Source organism: Filomicrobium sp. (genome assembly GCF_025698805.1).
Taxonomy (GTDB): domain Bacteria; phylum Pseudomonadota; class Alphaproteobacteria; order Rhizobiales; family Hyphomicrobiaceae; genus Filomicrobium; species Filomicrobium insigne.
Genome location: NZ_JAILWT010000005.1, coordinates 286,301 through 307,120, shown reverse-complemented (window position 1 = coordinate 307,120; position 20,820 = coordinate 286,301). Strand labels below are relative to the sequence as shown.

Here is a 20,820-nt window from a genome sequence, read left to right as displayed (position 1 = left end):
CAAGCGCATGTCACGGAGGTGACGCACTTCCCGCCTTCCAGTTCCCTAGAGACGGAAGACGACCGCGCCACCTGTCAGACCAGCGCCTGCTGCCGAGAATAGCACGACTTGCGAGGAACGATAGTCGCGAGCTTCCGCACCTTTCGATAGCGTGAACGGAATCGAGGCGGCGGAGCTATTCGCGTAGTCTGGCACTGTCGAAATAACTTGGTCGGCTGAACACCCCAAACGCCCGCGAACGGCCTCAATAATGCGGGCATTTGCCTGGTGTGGAATCCAATGGTCGATGTCCGAAATACTCAGTCCTGCCTGCGTCAAAGCTGCACGACTTGTATCTGTCATCATGGCCACCGCCTTCTGAAACACGGCCCGTCCGTCAGACAACGACATCAGCGTTTCAATTGGATCCAGCCCCATGCGGAATGGCTGCCGGCTTCCTCCTGACGGGATTTTGATGAGATCGTATCCATCACCCTCACTCGCCAGTTCGCAACCGATAACGCCTGCATTTTCTCTGGAACTCGGAGCCAGCAAAACGGCGCCTGCAGCATCGGCAAAAAGGATCGCGCTCGCACGCTCTTCCGGATTTATGCGCCGCGACAGAATATTGCCAGCGATGACAAGAACTGGAACGCGCCTTGTTCTCACGAAGGAATCCGCCAAGCTCAAAGCATAAACGAAACCGGCGCAGGCGCCTGCCATGTCAATGCCCCCGGCCCGGCTCAACCCCAGGCGATGCGCCACGAGCGGAGCCGACGGCGGCAACAAATGATCCGGTGTAGACGTCGCGAGCAACAAAAGCCCGACGTCCTTGCGTGCGAGTCCCGCCCGCTCTAGCGCCCGCTCCCCTGCAGCAATTGCGATGTCCGAAAGTGCCTGATCATCATGCGCCCATCGGCGGGACCGGATTCCCGTCCGCCGCTCGATCCACCCAGCTTCGAGCCCAAGCTGCTGCTCGATTTCGGCATTGGTAACGATCCGCTCCGGCGCATAATGCCCAAGCCCAGCGATCTCTACACCAATGCTATTCCTACTGCCCGCGACACTCATGCGGCATTAACCAACTCGGCGGCATCAGAAATCGCATCATAAATTTTGTCGAGATCCTGCGCCGTCACACAGTACGGCGGAAGCACATAGATCGTGGAGCCCAACGGTCGCAACAGAACGTCCCTTTCGAGGAAGAAGTCATAAAGGCGAGGCCCTACCCCGGCGAGATAGCCAGGATCCCCGCAAGCCAGATCCATAGCTGCAATCGTCCCGCACTGACGCAGGGATGAAAAACGCTGGTCACCGGAAAACCGGTTGAGCCGTTCGGACTGTAGCGTGCTCAAGGTCGAGATACGTTGGCCCACCGGCTCGCTTTGCCAGATTCCGACGTTGGCCAACGCAGCGGCGCAGGCGATCGGGTTCGCCGTATACGAACTCGAATGATAAAAGGTCCGCGTGCGATCTTGAGAATAGTGCGCTTCAAATATCGGCGCCGTCGCCAGCGTCGCCGCTAGCGGCATGCTTCCCCCCGTGATCCCCTTTGCCAGACACAGAATATCAGGCGTGATGCCTGCCTGTTCACACGCAAACAACGTGCCCGTCCGCCCCCACCCTGTCATGACCTCGTCGGCAATCAACAGCACATCAAACCGTTCACAGATGCGCTTCATCTCTGCGAGCGTCTCCGCCGGCCAGGTCAGCATACCTCCGGCCCCAAGGATCAATGGTTCCACGATGAGCGCAGCCACCGCCTGATCACGGCATGCTGCTTCAAGCGCATCGAGCGTGCCCTGCTCGCTCCCCAGCTCAGGAAACGGCAACCGCTCGACGTCGAACAACAAAGGCGCATAGGCCTCATTGAAAACGCCCCGCGCACCTGCCGACATCGTTCCGACAGTGTCGCCATGATAGGCGTGCTCCAGCGCAAGGATGCGTGAACGCGGTTCCCCTCTGTTGTGCCAATACCCGAGCGCCATCTTCAGCCCGACCTCAACGGCGGTCGATCCGGAATCGGAATAAAACACATGCGACAAGCCTGCGGGAGCAAGACGGATGAGTTCCTGCGCCAGCCGCTCCGCAGGCTCATGCGTAAAGCCAGCGAAGATGACATGATCCAGCACATCGCACTGACGCTTTATCGCGTCCATGATGTGCGGATGCCGATGACCGTGGGTAACAACCCACCACGACGAAATGGCATCGAGGATCTTCCGGCCTGAAGCCGTTTGCAGGATCGCACCCTTAGCACGCGCAATTTCCGGAAACTCTGCCTGCAGCGCATGTTGCGTGAAAGGATGCCAAACGGGCGATTCTGATTGCACGCTCATTGGAAAACCTCACGACGAAAGTGCGCGTCGAATGCCGCATGCAGAGTTACCGCATCGAGGGACGCCAACAAGGGCAAACGCCCCAGACGCCGTGTCATCGCGAAATCGCATATCGTGCGTTCCGTATCGATGTTCTCCTCACCAATGAAAGTGATCCCGTGAATGTTGAGACCTCGCGTCTTCAACACGTCGATCGAGAGCAAAGTATGGTTGATCGTACCCAGCGACGTCCGCGCGCAGAGAATAATCGGAAGCGCCCAATCCGCCATGACATCGATCTGGAGCAGGTCGCGTGTGAGCGGCACCAGCAGCCCCCCGGCAAGCTCGACAACGACGGGGCGCGCCGTCTCAGGCAGACCTAACTGCGACCGCTCGATTTGAACCTTGTCAATCTCCGCCGCGAGATGAGGTGAGCAGGGCGTGCGCAAACTGTGTCGCGGCTCAAGGAAGTGATCCGCAGGCAAACCTGAAAGCCGCTGCACGACCTGCGTATCGGTCTCCTCCTGCGTCCCCGCTTGAACGGGCTTCCAGTAGTTGAAGCCGAGCGCACGTGTGAGCGCTGCACAAAAGACGGTTTTTCCGATCCCCGTGTCGGTTCCGGCAACAATGAAACCCGATGTCATGATGCAAGCCGTTGCGCTTGTTCTTCCGCGAGGTCATCAACCATGGCCAACGCCTCGTCCTCGCTCACATTGAGATTAAGCGACAGCCTCAGCCGCGCGGTTCCTTCCGGCACCGTAGGTGGGCGGATCGCACGGATATCATACCCGCGCGTTTGCATTGCCGCCGCAAGTCGCACGGCCTCAGCATCACTTCCGACAATCACCGGCTGGATCTGTGTGCCCGTGGGCTGGATACCACATTTCTCTTCAAGTGCCCGCCCGACACGCTGAACAAGGTGGTTCAACTGCGCCCGGCGCTCGTCGCCCCGCGCGATGAGCCGAAGACTTGCCCGCACCACCGCCGCAAGCAGAGGCGAGGGAGCCGTCGCATAAATAAACGGACGCCCCCGATTGACGATGAAATCACACAAGACCTTGGGCGCCGTAATAATCCCGCCCATAACGCCCAGCGCTTTGCCACAGGTATGAAGCGCGATGAAATTCTCGGTCGCCTCGAACCTCGCCGAGAGCCCCCGGCCTTGAGGACCAAAGACGCCCGTCGCATGGGCCTCATCGGCAACCAGTATCGCATCATGCCAGCGCGCGACGCTCATCAGGTCTTCCAGCGGCGCGATGTCCCCATCCATGCTGTAGAGACTTTCCACCGCAATCCAGGCTCGTCCCGTATGCCCCTGAGACCGCCACTTCGCGATGGCATCCCCGAACGCCTGCACGTCGTTATGCGGAACGGCAACATGCGGAGCGCGCGAAGCCTTCATACCATCGTGCACGCTGGCGTGGATCAGTTCATCATGGATGATAAGGTCTTCGCGCTGCGGCAGCGTAGAAAACAGTGCGTAGTTCGCAACAAATCCGCCGCCGAAGAAGAGCGCAGCCTCAGCTCCGAAGAACGTGGCCGCTTCCGCCTCAAGCGCCTCGTGTTCAGCATCGTTCCCTCGTAGGAGACGCGATCCTCCAGAGCCGATACTTGCCCCCTGCTCCAAAGCAACCATCGCCGCTTCCCGCAACTCAGGAGCCGAAGCCAAGCCGAGATAATCGTTTGAGGCAAAGTCGAGCCCTGCGCGCGGTGAAAGCTGCCGCAACCGATTGCGACGGGCCAGCGCTTCAAGACCGCGCGCCTGAGCTGCGTGCCTGCTTTTCGCCCGCGCGTCGTTCATGGAGCCTTTCGCCTTTCAGGTCATCCGGCTAACGAACCCCTTCAGGTTCCGGGTGCCATACCTTGAAGACCGAGCTTGTCGAACAGCACATCATCCGCGTCTTCGCCAGGATTGTCCGCCGTGAGCAATGTCTCGCCGACAAAGATCGAGTTCGCTCCGGCAAAGAAGCATAGAGCTTGAAGCTCGTCGCTCATCTCCGTGCGCCCGGCGGACAAGCGAACGACTGACTTCGGCATCATGATGCGCGCAACTGCAATGGTGCGTACGAAGTCGATACCATCGATCCTCTCCGTCGACGCCAACGGCGTCCCCGGAATCGGTATGAGCATGTTGATCGGGACACTTTCCGGATGCTGTTCGAGATTAGCCAGCGTGACCAGCATGTCGACCCGGTCCTGACTATCCTCGCCCATACCGAGAATGCCGCCGCAGCAAACCTTTATGCCCGCTTCGCGCACCCGATTGATCGTGTCGATACGGCTTTCAAAGCTGCGCGTTGTGATGATCTCGGAGTAATAGCGCTCCGATGTATCGATGTTGTGGTTGTAGTAGTCGAGTCCGGCATCCTTGAGCCGGCCGACATCGTCGTCGGTGAGCATGCCCAGCGTCATGCACGTCTCAAGGCCCAATTCTTTCACGCCCTCGACCATGGCCACGATCGTGTCCATGTCACGCGCCTTCGGGCTCCGCCATGCTGCCCCCATGCAGTAGCGAGTAGCGCCCGAAGCCTTGGCCGCACGCGCGCCTTCGAGCACCTCCTGGACCGCCATCAGCTTTGAAGCCTTCAAGCCGGAATCGTATTTCGCGGACTGGCTGCAATATCCGCAATCCTCCGGGCACCCGGCCGTCTTGATCGAAATCAGCTGGCTCTTCTGGACGGCGTTGGCGTCGAAGTAGCGACGATGAAGCGTGTGCGCCTCAAAAAGCAGATCGTTAAACGGGCGCCGATAGAGTTCGAGCGCTTCGACACGTGTCCAATCATGACGCACATCGCTCCGCTTCGCCGTCTCGGCGCGCGCCATTGCAACCGTGTCGGTGAGCATGAATTATCTCTCCTTGCTATCCCGTGGAGGTGTCGGCTCTTTAACTGAACCAGCCGCGGCGAACACTTACCGCCTTGTTTGGCCGCATTTTGTGCACCGCCGAGCCCGCTCCGGCAAGCCCTTGTCAGCGGTTGTACTTTCCACGAGGCCCAAATCACCCTGGTATCCCAGCATTCTGCGGCTATTTGCCTGCAGGTTGCGCCAGAACATGCCATGTTCCGTCTGCGGCGGCGCCACCCGTTTTAAGAGCTTCGCCGAGGCTATCGATGATTTGTCCGGCTATCGGTAACCGATAGTGCAAATTGTCCCAATAATTCTCGTCGCGGATCGTAAGCTGAGAATGGCGCCGAAAATCAATAAGATAGGCGTCGTGCCGACGTGCTAAGCCGGCTATGCGGGACTTACATTCCGTTTCGACGGCGGCAACGTCGCTACCAAGACGCGGCTGGGCAGCAATATGAACCGGCATAAAAACCAGGATCACCCGCTGAGCAGCGAGCGCACCCAAATCGGCGTCCAGCCACTTCAAGGCTGGAAAATCCCATCCCTTCCGCTCTGCATCCGAAGCTACGTAAGGTTTTGAGGCAGCAGTGCGTCGATGCCCGCGATTTCCCCAAATCTTACGTTTGGCCTTTTCAGCGTCATAGCTCGCATCCGGCGGAACAAAGACCTCGAACCCGCGTGAGGATATGCGAGCCTCTGTGAGCCCCAAATGATAAGCAAGCTTCCGGCCGGCGATTTCAACGGCCTTTCCATTCAGCATGAACGGGAAATCGTTCCAGGGATTGACGTCGTACATCCAATCGGGAAAGCCCCGCTTTGTGATACGCCGCTCATCGGCACGCTGATCGCACCACACCACATCAAGGCCGACAATAAGGGTATGGAGTTTTGCCCCTTCAGACTGCACGAGGTGCATGAGTTGGCTCTGCTCCCAGGCCCGCCCATCATTGAGCGCTAGGTTCAGAAATCGGCCGCCAAACTGGGCATCAAGAAGCTCTGGATCCAACAAGCGTGACGTTGACGTTCCGACGACAACCGAATCGTAGTCCTTTTCCCGCACCAGCGCCGGATACTGAAAGCGCTGATTGTCGTCCATGACGACATGAGATCCGGTGAAACTCCACGGCAGATTGCCGTACGGATTCAACGCCGCCACAATAAGAACAAGGGCCACAGCCGAAACGGCGAACGTCAGCAGCAGTATCCGCGCATGGCCCGACCAATTGAAACCTGTCTTCAACTCCCGCGCGCACGAGCGCTCCGGTTCGCGGCCCCGCCCCACTTCCAGCGCTCGTACCTCGTCCGTCATGCGGAGCAGGGTTCCCTCAGCTCTCCACCGGCGCCGTCATCGCCTGCGTCGTTAACGTGAAGGAACGGTCATGCCGCAAAGACGGAACACGCGCACGGACTTGAGCAACTTGCCCCAAATCGATGTCAGCAAAAACGACGCCCGGTTCCGTCCCGCCTTCGGCCAGAACTTCACCCCAAGGCGAAATGATGACGCTATGACCATAGGTTGAACGGCCATGCTCATGCTGACCACCCTGCGCCGCTGCAAGCACGAAACACTGTGCCTCGATCGCCCGCGAACGCAACAAGGTATGCCAGTGCGCCTCACCCGTCGTACGCGTGAACGCCGCAGGCACGGCTAACAACGAAGCCCCGCCATGAGCCAACGCCCGGAAAAGATAGGGAAAACGTAGGTCGTAGCAGATCGTCAAACCGAGGCCGCCCCAAGGTGTGGCCGCGATCACGGCTTCTTCTCCGGCCTTATAGTTCTCGCTTTCGCGGTAACTCTCACCATTGGCAAGCTCGACGTCGAACATATGGATCTTGTCATAGCGCGCGGCGATCTCGCCAGCGGGTGAAATCAGGAAAGACCTGTTCGCCAGCTTGTCCGGCGTTACCCGCACGGGGATCGATCCGATGTGCAGCCAAATCCCAAGCGCGTGCGCAACCGACTGAAACGCCGCTAACGCCTCATTTCCTTGCTCCGGCTGACAAGCGGCAAACAAACGTTCGCGATCGAGCTCCATCAGCGTCGTGACTTCGGGCGTCTGAACATACTGCGCGCCCCCCGATGCCGCCTCACGGATCAACGCAACCGCTGCCGTCACATTGGCGTCGACCGTACGGCCCGAGCACATTTGTACGAGGCCCGCCCGAATTTTTGCACCTGCAATAGTGTTATTAGTCATGTGCCGCCCGTTGTATTCGAATATGCTTCGCTGACCACGCTAACAAAAAGGAATACGCCGCTCGGCTATCGAGAGAAACCCCGAAAACTGCTCAATCACTCCGGGGGGTCAGCTTAGCGTCGAGACGGCCTGTGGTTTCAAGGGCGAACAGATCGTCCCAGCCGCCAACATGCTCATCACCGATAAAGATCTGCGGCACCGTATTGCGACCCGCCGCCTTCGCACGCATGGCCTCCCGCAAATCAGCGCGCGCCGTAACATCAATTTCCTCAAACGGGGCATTCTTTTTGCGGAGCAGGTTTGTGGCCATATGGCAGTATGGACACAACAGTGTTGTGTAGATGGTTATGTGCGCCATTCCCTCGTCTCACACGCTGCCGGATCAACCCGAAAAGCTAGCGATAGCAGGTGTTCCTGGCAAAGCCCTAACCATGCACTTTCAACAACCGCGACGTTACGTCGTCATGCGTTCGGGCTCCGTGACCAACGCCAAGGCCAGAACATCAACTGCCACCGCACCGGCATCCAGCAAGACCTTGGCACAAGCCTCCACCGTGGCGCCGGTCGTAACGACATCGTCAACAAGAAGAACGCGGCGTCCCTGCACAATGGACCGCCCCATAGGTGCGATAACAAACGCCCCCCGCACATTCTGCCTCCGTTGCGCATGGGTCAAACCGACTTGGCTCCGGGTCGCCCGCACGCGGTGCAGGACCATAGGTGAGTGCTTTACCCCCGACCGTCGGCTGAGCTCCCCGCCCAGGATGGCCGCTTGATTGAATCGGCGCTTGAGCAGCCGTAAGCGATTGAGCGGAACGGGGACAATGACATCAGCGGTATCTAGCAATTCGTGCCCCGCCTGCAGCAGCCAACCACCGAATAGCCGCCGAATATCGTGGCGATCGTGATATTTGAAGCGATGGATAAGCTGACGCATAACGCCGTCATAACTCGCGACCGCACGCGCCCGATGATAGAGCGGCACGCGCACCGCGGCCGCCGCCGAAATCATGACCCCACCCGTATCAAACGGCAGAGGCAAACCGAGCCGGTCACACAAAGGCGCACGAATAAAATCTATTTGGCACCAACATTCCGGGCAAAGCGCATGATGTACGGATAAGGGAGCCTGGCACGCGAGACAGACAGGCGGAACAATGGTGTCGGCGAGGCGACCGGCAAGTGCGCGCGCATTGACAAAAAATGCGCTAAAAGCTGAGCGTGTCTGCGGCTCTGCGCCGTTACCTTCGCCCTTGCCTGAAACAACCATAAGCAAATTCCTCCGTACACGAGGATAGCCTGCTCAGCTTGAATCGGCGAGAGCCAGCGCGACCTATGTAGAACGAAGTGCACGCCTCTATTCATATCGCCCAGGCCTGCAAAGCCACGGAATCAGGAATGGCATCCGAGACCTCAAATATCGTTTTTGACCGTGCCCAGCTTCGCCGTCAGCGCAACCGCGCCGCGGGTGGTGCCGCCGATCACGACTTTCTGCTGGCTTATGTGAGTGACGACCTCGTTGACCGCCTATCCATCGTCACGCGATCATTTCCGGCAGCGCTCAATCTTGGAGCCCACCACGGTCTGCTAAGCCGTAGAATTAGAGAACTCGACAACGTCGGCGTGGTGATAGACGCCGACGCATCGCTCAACCTCCTCATGCAATGCACGGGCCCCCGCGTCCTCGCCGATGAAGAGGCCCTCCCGTTTGCTTCCGAAAGCCTTGATCTGGTCGTCTCTGGCTTAGCGTTCCAGTTCGTCAACGATTTGCCCGGCACCCTCATTCAGATCCGCAAGGCTTTGCGGCCTGACGGTCTGCTCCTGGCCACATTGCTAGGCGGCGCCACGTTGAGAGAACTGCGTCATGCTTGGCTGGTTGCTGAGTCCGAAGTTTCCGGTGGCGTCTCGCCGCGCGTGGCACCTTTTGCCGATGTCCGCGAGGTAGGGGCTCTTTTGCAGCGAGCGGGCTTTGCACTTCCCGTCGTCGATTCCGAAACGCTGACAGTGACCTATGATTCCCCCCTCGCACTGATGAGGGAACTCAAGAAAATGGGCGCCGCAAATGCTCTATCAGGGCGGCACAGACACCCCGTCACGCGCCATCTGCTGGCGCGCGCATGCAAGGTTTATATAGACACCTTCGCAACCTCTGACGGAAGGATACCCGCTACCTTTGAATTGATCACGATGACGGCATGGGCACCGCACGAAAGTCAGCAGAAGCCCTTGCGTCCAGGCTCCGCACAACATCGTCTGGCAGACGCCCTAGGCACGACGGAACGTTCCACCGGAGAAAAACCGGACCAAGTCGGCAATTCAAAACGTCGAGACTAGTCGAACCACTTGATCAGCCGAGCAGGTCCCTCAGCATGGGGACAAGCGGAATGTCTGCTGGCGGCATCGGATACTTGCCGAGTCGACTGGCACGCACCCAAGCCAACTCCTGGCCTTCCCGCGCGACGATGTCCCCATCCCACTTCCGACAGAGGTAAAGGGGCATCAGCAAATGAAACTGCTCGTAAGTGTGGCTGGCGAAGGTGAACGGTGCGAGGCAGCTTTCACAGACCTCGATGTCCAGTTCCTCACGCAATTCGCGCACGAGAGCCGCCTCGGGCGTTTCCCCGACGTCCACCTTGCCGCCGGGAAACTCCCACAGACCAGCGAGATTTTTGCCTGCAGGACGTCGCGCGATAAGCACATGGTTGTTCGGATCGACAAGCGCAGCGGCCACAACAAGCAGCATTTTGGACTGCGGTGCCGCATCTCCCTCGGATGAAGGACGTAAAGTAGTAAGAGCCATCAGCGCAGCCTGTAACAAGTTTCAACGAGACCCGTCAGGCCACGTTTTATGAGATTGGCATTTCCTGCAAGAGCATCACGCTCAGATAGTAGATCTATCGCGAAACGGTCGCCAAACAGCTTTTCCACTTCGACCTTCGACACCGAAAAAGGCGGGCCAGACATTTCGGCAGGATTATAGGAAAGCGAAACGAGCAACCCACTGACCTCAGGCTTCAACACCTCCCCCAGCCTCCGCGCATACTTGGCCCGCATGTCGGGAGGGAGTGCCACAAGGCTCGCCCGGTCATAAAAATAAGAGACATTTTCAAGGACGCCTTCGGGCAATTGAAACAGATCGCCGCACCAGATCTCAAATGGCCCCGCAGAATAAACCGAGAAACTTTCTTCCCGGCGCACCTCAGGCTCAAGCCGCTCATTCTCAAAGAAGGCTTCAACCGCCTGTGCACTGAGTTCCACGCCGAGCACGGAATGCCCGCGCGCCGCAAGCCAACGCATATCGAGACTTTTACCGCACAGAGGCACAAAAACACGGGTTTCAGTGTTCTGGGCGATCTGCGGCCAGAATTCGGATAGCCCCGCCTGCACCTCGTCACGATGAAAGCCGATGTCACCCGTTTCCCAGCGCTTGATCCAGAATTCTGGTTCCATCGCTCTCACCTCATCGCGGAGATGCGTGCAGCATCCCTCTCGTTTGTTTCTAGCTGCGATAATCCGCATTGATAGAAATGTACGCGTGCGTCAAATCGCAAGTCCACACACGTGCGTGACCGCCGCCGATACCAACGTCGACGCAGATCTTAATCTCAGCGTTCTTCATATATTGAGCCACGGTCTGTTCGACATACTCCGGCGCGCGCTCCCCCTCTTTCGCGACGAGATGCGGCCCGAACCAGATCGAAAGCCGGTCGCGGTCAGCAGCCTCTCCGGATTTGCCCACCGCCATGACGACGCGTCCCCAGTTCGGATCTTCACCGGCGATCGCGGCCTTCATGATTGGTGAATTGGCAATAGAAAAAGCGATTGTTCGGGCTGCCTTGTCACTCTCAGCACCCGTCACCTCGATTTCCACGAACTTGCTCAATCCCTCGCCGTCTTTAACGATCGCCATCGCGAGGTCATGCATCACGCCCTTGAGCGCAGCAGAAAACGCCGGAACGCGAGGATCCATTGCGTCCGCAATCTCCGCCGCACCGCGCTCCGCAGCTTTACCCGTTGCGAACACAAGAACGGTATCGCTGGTCGAGGTATCACCATCCACAGTGATGCAGTTGAAGGTTTGATCGGCGAGATCTGAAACGAGAGCTTGCAGAACCGGTTGTGCGATCGGAGCATCGGTAAAAATAAAGCTCAGCATCGTCGCCATGTCGGGCGCGATCATGCCTGCGCCCTTGGCGAAACCGGCAATGCGCACCGGCACCCCATCCAAATCAAGGCTCACAGACACGAGCTTGGGATAGGTGTCCGTCGTCATGATAGCCTGCGCCGCAGGCAACAGCGCATCAGGTGCCGCGTCAGCGACAAGCCCTTTCAGCAGATGTGAAAACGCACCGGCGTCCATCGGCTCTCCGATGACACCCGTCGAAGCCAGCATCACCTCTTCTGGAGCACACCCAACCGCCTCCGCCGCTGCGGCTGCCGTGATCTCGACAGCTTCCTGCCCGCGCTTACCCGTAAAAGCATTCGCATTACCGGAATTGACCACCAATGCCCGCGCGCATCCGTGACGCAATTGAGCCGCGCACCAATCGACAGGCGCAGATCTTGTTTTGGACTGCGTGAGGACGCCGGCTACCACCGTGCCAGGGTCCAGTACTGCCACCATCAAATCCTTTCGGCCCTTATAGCGAATACCCGCTTCAGCGACCGCCAAACGCACGCCTTCCACCGGAGCAGCCTGCGGCAATGATTTGGGGGCGAACGGCGAAAGCGGTGGTGGTGAACCCATCTCGGATCTCCGAATGAGAAGGTGGCGTGCATCCGGAAAAGTGGAAACCGGCTTTCCGATAAGAAGCACAACCAAACAAAGAGCTAAGGGGGGCTCCGCGATTCAACAAAAGGTGAAAGGACTGAAACCCCGGCACAGAAAACAGTTCGGGCCGCAAAAAAACAAGCGGCCCGAGACATCAGCAAAGATTAGAGCGAGCGCCGGCTTATTCGGCTTTCTTGCCCTCAGCCGGTTCGGCATCTTTCTTGTCCGCCTCGACTGCCTTTTCTTTCGCCTCAAGCTGCTTGATTTGCTGCTCGATCATTTGGCGCTGCTGCTCGGCTTGAGCCTCTTGCGCCGCCACTTCCTTTTTGATCTCCGGATCGACGTATTCAATCTTCGCGTTTTTACGGAGATCCTCCGCGACGGACTGAGCCTTGCGATGGATCATTGAGTTAAGAATGCGGTCCTTGACCTCGTCGAATGTCGGCAGCGGCTTCTTGCGGCGCTCCTCGACCTTGATCAGGTGCCAGCCGAACCGGCTCTCGACCGGATCGGAAATATCGCCCGGCTCTAGCATGAACGCAGGCTCCTCGAACTGTGGAACCATCTGACCGCGCGAGAAGAAGCCAAGAAGCCCACCGTTGTCCTTCGTCCCAGGGTCCTGAGAGAATTCCTTAGCCATCTCCGCAAAGTCGGCTCCGCGAGCGATCTTTTCCTTGATATCACGCGCCTCTTCTTCTGTTTTCACCAGAATGTGACGCGCTTTGACCTCTTCCTCCGGCTTCATGCCTTTGATCTGGTCGTCGTAAAATGCCTTAGCGGCCGCTTCACCCACAGAGTCCTTGATTTTGCTATCGAAGTAGGCTTCGCGTAGCGCTTTGCGCTTGTAGTAGGCCATCCGCTCATCGAAGCCCGGCGCCTGATCCATCTTTTCGCCAAGCGCGGCATCCGCCATAAGTTGCGTTTCGATAATGTATTCAACTAAAACGCGACGTCGCGTGGACTCCGGCAGATTGCCGAGGTCGGAGCCGATTTCAGATTCTGCTAGTTGCAGATCCCGATCCGTAACGGGCTTGCCATTGACGGTTGCCAGCGGTGCATCTTCGGCGGCGATTGGCCCAGCAGGCAGCCAGACGAGGGCGCCAAGCATGGCCGCCGCGAGTAAATTCATTGTGGACTTGGATGTCATGGAAACTTTCACGCGTTGTTCCTTTCCCGGTCGATTGGCTTCTACCGCCACGGCTCTTAGTTGTGACTTTTGAACCGGCCCGGCCATCGTAGGAGTGTTAAAACTCAATGTGTTGCCGGCATCGATAGACCAGCCCATGCGACGCTGCCAAGTGAAGATTTCGATAGATTGGTCAACCGCTGATCGCGTTTCGACCCGTCTCAGCCACGGCGATCCGTTGACATTTACGCTTGCCGGTCCTTATTTCTGCCTCTAACGGCATGGACCGGTTCGTCTGGCCGCACTTTGTCGTGTCGGCTTCGCACTCTCGGCCGTTCTTCCACCCAAGGTTGAAGATCGCGCCCAACCACCGGTGTGAGCATCGCGTGAACGGGCTTGCGATGCGTATGACGGCAGCGGGGCTGAGAATTTTTGGGATGTCCGGAGGGGCTCCCGTTTGAAAAACGTTTGAGGACCGAATGCTCCCAATCGCCACGCTGGCAACCAAGATTTTCGGCTCGTCCAATGCGAGGCGCGTAAAGAGCTACCGCCCCCGCGTTCAGGCAATAAACGCTCTGGAACCGGAAATCGAGGCCCTATCGGATGACGCCCTGCGAGCCCGGACCGAAGAGTTCCGCCGCCAGATCAAAGAAGGGGCCAAACTCGACGACCTTTTGGTTCCTGCTTTCGCAACCGTGCGCGAGGCCGCAAAGCGAACGCTAGGCCAGCGTCACTTCGACGTCCAGTTGATCGGCGGCATGGTCCTGCACGGTGGCAATATCGCCGAAATGAAGACCGGTGAAGGTAAGACGCTTGTGGCGACACTACCCGTCTACCTCAACGCATTGGCTGGCAAAGGCGTCCACGTCGTTACGGTCAACGACTATCTCGCCCAACGCGACGCCGACTGGATGGGCCAGATCTATCGTTTCCTAGGCCTAACTGTCGGTTGCATCGTCCATGAACTCGATGATGATGCACGCAAAGACGCTTACAATTGTGATGTAACGTACGCCACCAATAACGAGCTGGGCTTCGATTATCTACGCGACAACATGAAGATGAGCCGCGATGAAATGGTCCAACGCGATCATTTCTTTGCGATCGTCGACGAGGTCGACTCAATCCTGGTCGACGAAGCCCGCACGCCACTCATTATCTCTGGTCCGCTTGACGACCGCGCCGAACTTTATAACGCCATCGACAGCTTCATGCCGCAATTGAACGCGGAAGATTATGAACTCGATGAAAAGCAACGACAGGTCTCGCTGACCGATGTCGGCAACGAGCACATCGAGCAGCTGCTCGAAGCCGCTGGAATGCTTAAGGGCAGCTCGCTTTATGACATCGATAACGTCACCGTAGTCCACCACGTCAATCAGGCGCTAAAAGCTCACAAGCTGTTCCAGCGCGACCGGGACTACATTGTTAAAGGTGGCCAGGTCGTCATTATCGACGAGTTCACCGGCCGTATGATGGCTGGACGTCGCTACTCGGAAGGCCTGCATCAGGCGCTCGAAGCCAAAGAACACGTCGAGATCCAGCCTGAAAACCAGACGCTGGCCTCGATCACCTTCCAGAATTACTTCCGGCTCTACAAAAAGTTGGCCGGCATGACCGGTACGGCGCTTACTGAAGCCTCGGAATTCATGGACATTTACGGGCTCGATGTCATCGAGATCCCGACCAACAAAACCATCGCGCGCATTGACGAAGATGATGAGGTTTATCGTACGCAGCGAGAAAAACTCTCTGCCATCGTAACAACCATTGCCGACAGCGTACGACGCGGACAGCCGACACTTGTCGGTACGGTATCCATTGAGAAATCCGAACAGCTCTCGGAGTTGCTCAAAGACAAGAAGTTGATCTCCGAACTCGGCCATAAACTCATTGAGCAGGCAAAGCCCCTCAAGGAGAAGGAGAGCGAACTCAAAAACTACCTGACAGATATTGGAAACTTCCTCATCGACCGCGCCCGCAACGCAAAGGGCTCCGAGGCTGTCATTCCGCACAATGTCTTGAATGCCCGCTATCACGAGCAGGAAGCGAGCATCATCGCCCAAGCGGGTATTCCCGGCGCGATCACCATCGCGACCAACATGGCAGGCCGCGGTACCGATATTCAGTTGGGCGGCAACGCCGAGTATCAACTCAAGGACTGGCTGGCAGAAGAAGCCAAAGCTGGTCGCGAGCCGACAGAGACCGAAAAGAAGAAGAAATTCGAGGAAATCGAAGCGCGGGTCGCCAAAGACAAGCAACGTGCGCTCGATGCCGGTGGCCTTTTCGTTATCGCAACCGAACGCCACGAAAGCCGTCGTATCGATAACCAGCTGCGTGGCCGCTCCGGCCGCCAGGGTGACCCCGGACGCTCAAAGTTTTACCTCGCTCTTGACGATGACCTCATGCGGATCTTTGGGTCCGATCGCATGGAGAGCGTGTTGAAGTCTCTCGGCCTTCAAGAAGGCGAGGCGATCACCCATCGCTGGATGAACAAATCACTCGAAATGGCGCAGCGCAAAGTTGAAGCGCGCAACTTCGATGCCCGTAAGCACGTTCTCAAATACGACGACGTGATGAACGACCAGCGTAAGGTCATCTTCGAGCAACGCCTTGAAATCATGGGCGAAGACGACGTCTCTGAAATCATCCAGGAGATGCGCAACCAGGTCATCGACGAGCTGATTACGAAACATATTCCTGAAAACGCTTATGCGGAACAATGGGACGTTGCCGGCCTGACCGAAGCGGTTTCCAACACCTTCGGCCTCGATTTGCCGATTGCCGACTGGGCCAACGAAGAAGGCATCGCCGACGAAGAAATTCGCGAGCGCCTTTCGAAGGCCGTCGAAGAAAAGGCCGCCTACAAAGCCGCCGACATCGGAAGCGACCTGTTCCGTCAGATCGAAAAGATGGTGCTCCTTCAGACGCTGGATCATCTCTGGCGTGAACACCTTGTGACGCTTGAGCATCTGCGTCAGGTCATCGGCTTCCGAGCTTACGGGCAACGCGACCCACTGAATGAATACAAGTCCGAAGCCTTTGTTCTATTCGAAGCCCTGTTGTCGAGATTGCGTGAAGCCGTAACCGGTCAGCTCATGCACATCGAGCTCGCTCAGGAAGCTGAGGACGAGTACCTGCAGCCAACAGAACTACCACCCATGCACGCTCATCATATCGATGCAACGACTGGCCTGGACGAGTTCGCAATGGCCGATGCCGCGATCGAAGCTGGTGGCCGGGATGGATACGGCGAAGAAGAACGTCGCGCGCCCTTACAAACACGCCGAGGCTCGCGCGATATTGATCCGTCCGATCCTGCAACGTGGGGACGCGTCGCAAGAAACGCACCGTGCCCATGCGGTTCGGGCAAAAAGTACAAGCACTGCCACGGTAAGCACGATTGAGAAGCTCGTTTCGCCGGCAGCCGGACGCGAGCATAGTGAAACGCTCCAACATCCGGCACCGGGAAACCATGTGAACGACGGTGTGACAGCGGCTTGCGAATCCTGGGGCTAGTTGCAGCAACTCACGACACCGGCCTCGCCCTGATCGAGGATGGCAAGCCATTGCTTGTCGTCGAGGAAGAACGATTCAACCGCGAAAAGCACACGAAAGCTTTTCCACGGCACGCTCTTGTTGAAGCTCTTGGCGATGATATCGCCGATCTCCGCAGCATCGACGTCATCACAACGCCCTGGGATGAACAGCGCCTGCGCAGAACATTTGCACGCGCCATCACCAGCCATCTTCCTATGAGCCTAGCACTGTTGCTAGAGCGTTCTCATACGCCCCAGCGTAATGAAATCGTGCGCGTCTCTGCCGTTCTCCGTCGCAAGCTCAAACGGCTCACACAAGACCGCATTCCCTTGCCGCCCATTATCGGCGTTGGCCACCATGAGTCGCACGCGGCGACCTTTTTCGTTTCACCGTTCGAAGAGGCGAGCATCCTCGTTATGGATGGCTTCGGCGATGACGCTGCCACGACGATATTCACTGGACGGAACAATAACATTGAGCGTCATTGGCATGAGCCGATGGCCAATTCGCTGGGCCTCGTCTACACGTTTCTGACCCAATACCTGGGCTTCGGTGGCTTTTCCGACGAAGGCAAGGTAATGGCGCTCGCAGCCTGCGGCGACGACAGCTACGTGGAGCGTTTTCGCGACGTCATCCACCTGAAACCGGACGGACGTTATAGCGTCAACTTCGACTATTTCAGCTATAGAACGTTTGGCGAGCTGAAACCATTCAAGCAGCGCTTCTTTGATGTCTTCGGCCCACCGCGCAAAACCGGCGAACTCCTGGAAGACCGCCACCTGGCGATTGCCCATGCGCTACAAACTGTAACTGAAGAAGCGATCATCCATGTCGTGCGCGAGATGGAAAAGCGCTTCCCTTCCCGCAACCTGGTTTTTACAGGCGGCCTTGCGCTCAACTGTGTCGCCAACGCCCGCATCCTCGAACATACGGAAATGAAGCGCGTTTGGGTCCCACCCTGCGCGTCGGATACCGGCGCTCCCCTCGGCAGCGCTCTGTGGCACTACCACCAAACACTTGGAAAACCGCGTTCTTACGAATTACGCCACGCATCACTCGGTATGGAATATGCCGACGCCGATATCGCCCACGAACTCGAAGAGGCGGGCGTGCCCTCCGAGATCATGGAAGAAACCGAGCTTTACGAACGCCTCGCCCGCGATCTCGCCGACGGTAAAATCATCGGCTTCTTTCAAGGACGCTTCGAACTCGGCCCCCGCGCCCTCGGCAATCGTTCAATCCTGGCCGATCCTCGGCGTGCAGAGATAAAGGCTGTCATCAACGGGAAAATAAAACACCGCGAACCTTTCCGTCCATTCGCACCCGCAGTTTTGGAAGAGCACGCATCAGAGTACTTCCACATCGATCAACCCGACCCCTTCATGACGATGGCGCCATGGGTCCGCGAAGAAAAGCTCGACATCATCCCCGCTGCCGTTCACGTTGACGGCACAGCGCGTATCCAGACCGTCTCCGCCACGAACAACCCCCATTTTTATCGCGTGATCGATGCCTTCAAACGGATCACAGGCGTACCCGTTCTGCTCAACACCAGCTTCAACCGGCACGAGCCCATTGTTGCACGGCCTGAACATGCCATCTCTTGCTTCCTACGCACCGGGATGGATGTTCTCGCAATAGGCAAACACTATGTGAATGAGCGTCCCAAGGCGGCGGTTTCGCGCGCCAAGTCGCTATTCCGACCAGGACCAATTTGACGAATGACACGTCTTTCCAAACCCCTCAGCGAAATCAAACCCTGCTACGATGTCATCATCGTCGGCTCCGGGTACGGGGGTGGCGTCTCGGCCTCCCGTTTAGCCCGTGCAGGAAAGCGCGTCGCCGTTCTGGAACGCGGACGCGAAGTGCTGACGGGGGAATTTCCCAACCGATTTCCCGACCTAAAAAACGAACTCCAAGTCACCGGTAAAAGTGTGCGCACGGGCTCGCCGACGGGCCTCTATGACGTGCGCCTCGGCGAGCACATGCACATTCTTGTGGGATGCGGCCTCGGCGGCGGTTCCCTTGTCAACGCGGGCGTCGCCCTGCGCCCAACCGCGCGTGTCTTCGAAGATCACGCATGGCCCGAAGAGCTTCGGCAGGACGGCTGGCTGCAGGAGGGCTATGTCCGCGCACAAAACTGGCTGCGCCCAGCCAAAGATCCTCGCGCCGCAAGCATGACCAAATTCAACGCACTCAAAACCGCCGCAGACCGCCTCGGGCACGCGATGGTGGAGACACCGGTCGCTGTGAGTTTCTCAGAAACCATCAACGCTGCGGGACGAACGCAAGCCGCCTGCACGTCATGCGGCGACTGCTGCGCGGGCTGCAATGTTGGCGCCAAAACGACTGTGGCCGTCACATATCTACCAGACGCCGTCGCGCATGGCGCCGAACTCTTTACGCACGCCAAGGTTAGTAGCCTGGAAAAGCAGTCAGACGGCACTTGGCAACTGCATGTCGAAGACCTTCGCAAGGACGGACAGAAGGAAGGCTTCAAACTTTCAGCCCCGGTCATCATCCTTGCAGCCGGCACTCTAGGCTCTACAGAAATTCTACTCCGTGCAGCAGCCAAAGGCCTCGCCGTGTCAGACCGCCTGGGTCACCGCTTCTCGGCGAATGGCGACATCATCGCCTTTGGCTATGGGCTGAAGGCGAAAGTAAATGCCGTGGGGATTGGCCATCCCCCCAAGCTTGAGGACTTTGCCGTCGGACCATCCGTAACCGGGCAGCTTGAAGTCCGCGACGCTGAAACCCTCGAAAACGAACTCACAGTTCAGGACGGAGCCCTGCCATCAGCGCTAGCTCCAATCCTACCCGTGATGTTCGTTCCGAATGGCCGCATCCTCGGCGCGTTGAAAAGCTTGGTCAGCGGAGTATATCGAGGTCCCTTCGCGCACCTACAGACAATATTCGCCGTATCGCATGACAGCGCTTCCGGCCGCTTTATCCTGGACTCTGATCGCCTGAGCCTCTCGTGGCCTGGCGCAAAGGATGAACCCGTCTACACCCGCATCGATGCCGCGCTCGCGCAAATCGTGGGCGACGCCGGGGGATCATACGTAAAGAATCCTTTGGCAGGCACAGTCATGGGCCACCAGCCGGCGACGGCACATCCCCTTGGGGGATGCTCAATGGCGGAGGATTGCACCACAGGCGTCGTAAATCACAAGGGGCAAGTCTTCGACGCAGGAGCAAGTGGCTCAACCGACGTCCATCGGGGGCTCTACGTCATCGATGGATCAATTATTCCCCGCTCGTTAGGCGTCAACCCGCTCCTGACCATTACAGCGCTGGCCGAACGGGCGATGGCTCATTTCGCCACCGACCACGACCTGTCCTTCAGCGCGGAACCAGCCAAAGCTTCATAAGTAATTTAGGATGATGCCCGGTACGAAGCGCACCAGGCATCAATCCGCACTCATTGTGCCTTCGCTTCGGGGTGATCAAGATACCGAACGTCCCTGGGCGAATAGGGAAGCGGATTGATGTAGCGGTAGCCTTCTGATTGCAGCAAAGCGATTTCAGGAAAACCGGCCGGAACAACGGTCACAAACCCATGGAAATCTTCTGGCTTGTAGCCTGCTGCCTTTAGTGCGTTGCTGCACATACGGAACTCGACACCCGCGTCGGCGAGCTCCTTCATCTTATCCATAAGGCCCTGATACTTGATGTAGTTCTCTTTAGCGAACGCCCGGAGTTCGGGACCGTGAGTCACGACGACCATCTTGCCCTTGAGCGGCTTCATCGTGTTCTTCACGAAGGCATAGAGCATGTTGAGATTGTTGGGATCGGTGTAGTTGGCATCAAACACCGCATTGATCATAGGATACTCATGCATATCACTCTTCGAACTTCCGTACGGAGAAAGCTCATCGTCAGCAGCGAATACATTTTGCGTCACACCCAGAACCAATGACAGCGCGACGGCGGCAGCGAACACAAGTCTCATAGAAAAGCTCCACGTTAAGAGAGAGGGCAACAGGTTTCCCCGTATGTCGCCCATCTCAACGCAAGAAACACGTGTCTGTCTATAGCCTT

At 57.8% G+C, this 20,820-nt stretch carries 18 protein-coding genes; 4 read left to right on the top strand and 14 right to left on the bottom strand.

Features of this window, described 5'->3' with window-relative positions; all coding sequences use genetic code 11:
* Positions 1-45 precede the first annotated feature (45 nt).
* The 9 genes from K5845_RS14960 to K5845_RS14920 all read right to left on the bottom strand — a co-directional run bounded on the left by K5845_RS14960 (position 46) and on the right by K5845_RS14920 (position 8,612).
* The gene (locus K5845_RS14960; protein WP_046476732.1) at positions 46-1,050 is read right to left on the bottom strand and encodes a beta-ketoacyl-ACP synthase III; all 1,005 of its coding nucleotides are present in this window, start codon (positions 1,048-1,050) and stop codon (positions 46-48) included.
* Positions 1,047-2,318 (bottom strand): adenosylmethionine--8-amino-7-oxononanoate transaminase, encoded by a 1,272-nt coding sequence (locus K5845_RS14955; RefSeq protein ID WP_287959367.1) that lies wholly within the window; start codon positions 2,316-2,318, stop codon positions 1,047-1,049. The genes K5845_RS14960 and K5845_RS14955 overlap by 4 nt, the downstream gene beginning before the upstream one ends.
* Positions 2,315-2,941, bottom strand: coding sequence for a dethiobiotin synthase (gene bioD / locus K5845_RS14950; RefSeq protein ID WP_353736550.1), 627 nt, complete (start codon positions 2,939-2,941; stop codon positions 2,315-2,317). The genes K5845_RS14955 and bioD overlap by 4 nt, the downstream gene beginning before the upstream one ends.
* Positions 2,938-4,098 carry an 8-amino-7-oxononanoate synthase gene (locus K5845_RS14945; RefSeq protein WP_046476737.1) on the bottom strand — a complete coding sequence of 387 codons (1,161 nt, stop codon included), beginning with the start codon at positions 4,096-4,098 and terminating at the stop codon, positions 2,938-2,940. Before K5845_RS14945 ends, bioD begins: the two co-directional genes overlap by 4 nt.
* Positions 4,099-4,139: 41 nt before the next feature.
* The gene (gene bioB / locus K5845_RS14940; RefSeq protein WP_502814141.1) at positions 4,140-5,141 is read right to left on the bottom strand and encodes a biotin synthase BioB; all 1,002 of its coding nucleotides are present in this window, start codon (positions 5,139-5,141) and stop codon (positions 4,140-4,142) included.
* A gap of 181 nt (positions 5,142-5,322) precedes the next feature.
* Positions 5,323-6,453 (bottom strand): hypothetical protein, encoded by a 1,131-nt coding sequence (locus K5845_RS14935; protein WP_287959366.1) that lies wholly within the window; start codon positions 6,451-6,453, stop codon positions 5,323-5,325.
* A 16-nt stretch (positions 6,454-6,469) separates the two neighbouring features.
* Positions 6,470-7,342, bottom strand: a complete 873-nt coding sequence (locus K5845_RS14930) for a carbon-nitrogen hydrolase family protein (RefSeq protein WP_287959365.1) — start codon at positions 7,340-7,342, stop codon at positions 6,470-6,472.
* A gap of 91 nt (positions 7,343-7,433) precedes the next feature.
* Positions 7,434-7,700 carry a glutaredoxin 3 gene (gene grxC / locus K5845_RS14925; protein WP_046476741.1) on the bottom strand — a complete coding sequence of 89 codons (267 nt, stop codon included), beginning with the start codon at positions 7,698-7,700 and terminating at the stop codon, positions 7,434-7,436.
* Between the two features lie 96 nt (positions 7,701-7,796).
* On the bottom strand, positions 7,797-8,612 hold the full coding sequence (locus tag K5845_RS14920; RefSeq protein WP_287959364.1) for a ComF family protein: 816 nt from the start codon (positions 8,610-8,612) through the stop codon (positions 7,797-7,799).
* Positions 8,613-8,740: 128 nt separating this feature from the next.
* Between K5845_RS14920 and K5845_RS14915 the strand changes: the two genes are divergently transcribed.
* Positions 8,741-9,676, top strand: coding sequence for a methyltransferase domain-containing protein (locus tag K5845_RS14915; RefSeq protein ID WP_287959363.1), 936 nt, complete (start codon positions 8,741-8,743; stop codon positions 9,674-9,676).
* A gap of 13 nt (positions 9,677-9,689) precedes the next feature.
* Here K5845_RS14915 and mutT read toward each other — a convergent pair whose 3' ends face one another.
* From mutT to K5845_RS14895, 4 genes are all read right to left on the bottom strand, one after another.
* Positions 9,690-10,142, bottom strand: a complete 453-nt coding sequence (gene mutT / locus K5845_RS14910; protein WP_046476745.1) for an 8-oxo-dGTP diphosphatase MutT — start codon at positions 10,140-10,142, stop codon at positions 9,690-9,692.
* Positions 10,142-10,792: a thiopurine S-methyltransferase gene (locus K5845_RS14905; protein ID WP_287959362.1), complete on the bottom strand. Its 651-nt coding sequence runs from the start codon at positions 10,790-10,792 to the stop codon at positions 10,142-10,144. Before K5845_RS14905 ends, mutT begins: the two co-directional genes overlap by 1 nt.
* A gap of 49 nt (positions 10,793-10,841) precedes the next feature.
* Complete coding sequence (argJ, locus tag K5845_RS14900; protein ID WP_287959361.1) at positions 10,842-12,089, bottom strand: bifunctional glutamate N-acetyltransferase/amino-acid acetyltransferase ArgJ; 1,248 nt, start codon at positions 12,087-12,089, stop codon at positions 10,842-10,844.
* Positions 12,090-12,294: 205 nt separating this feature from the next.
* A complete protein-coding gene (locus K5845_RS14895) occupies positions 12,295-13,260 on the bottom strand; it encodes a peptidylprolyl isomerase (protein WP_287959360.1) in 966 nt (321 codons plus the stop codon).
* Between the two features lie 458 nt (positions 13,261-13,718).
* Here K5845_RS14895 and secA point away from each other — a divergent pair, with 458 nt between their 5' ends.
* From secA to K5845_RS14880, 3 genes are all read left to right on the top strand, one after another.
* Positions 13,719-16,646: a preprotein translocase subunit SecA gene (secA, locus tag K5845_RS14890; RefSeq protein ID WP_046476752.1), complete on the top strand. Its 2,928-nt coding sequence runs from the start codon at positions 13,719-13,721 to the stop codon at positions 16,644-16,646.
* A gap of 93 nt (positions 16,647-16,739) precedes the next feature.
* A complete protein-coding gene (locus tag K5845_RS14885) occupies positions 16,740-18,497 on the top strand; it encodes a carbamoyltransferase family protein (protein WP_287959359.1) in 1,758 nt (585 codons plus the stop codon).
* A 3-nt stretch (positions 18,498-18,500) separates the two neighbouring features.
* Positions 18,501-20,150 (top strand): GMC family oxidoreductase N-terminal domain-containing protein, encoded by a 1,650-nt coding sequence (locus tag K5845_RS14880; RefSeq protein ID WP_287959358.1) that lies wholly within the window; start codon positions 18,501-18,503, stop codon positions 20,148-20,150.
* A 50-nt stretch (positions 20,151-20,200) separates the two neighbouring features.
* On the opposite strand, the gene K5845_RS14875 is transcribed toward K5845_RS14880, so the two are convergent.
* A complete protein-coding gene (locus K5845_RS14875) occupies positions 20,201-20,731 on the bottom strand; it encodes a DsrE family protein (RefSeq protein WP_046476755.1) in 531 nt (176 codons plus the stop codon).
* Positions 20,732-20,820 lie beyond the last annotated feature (89 nt).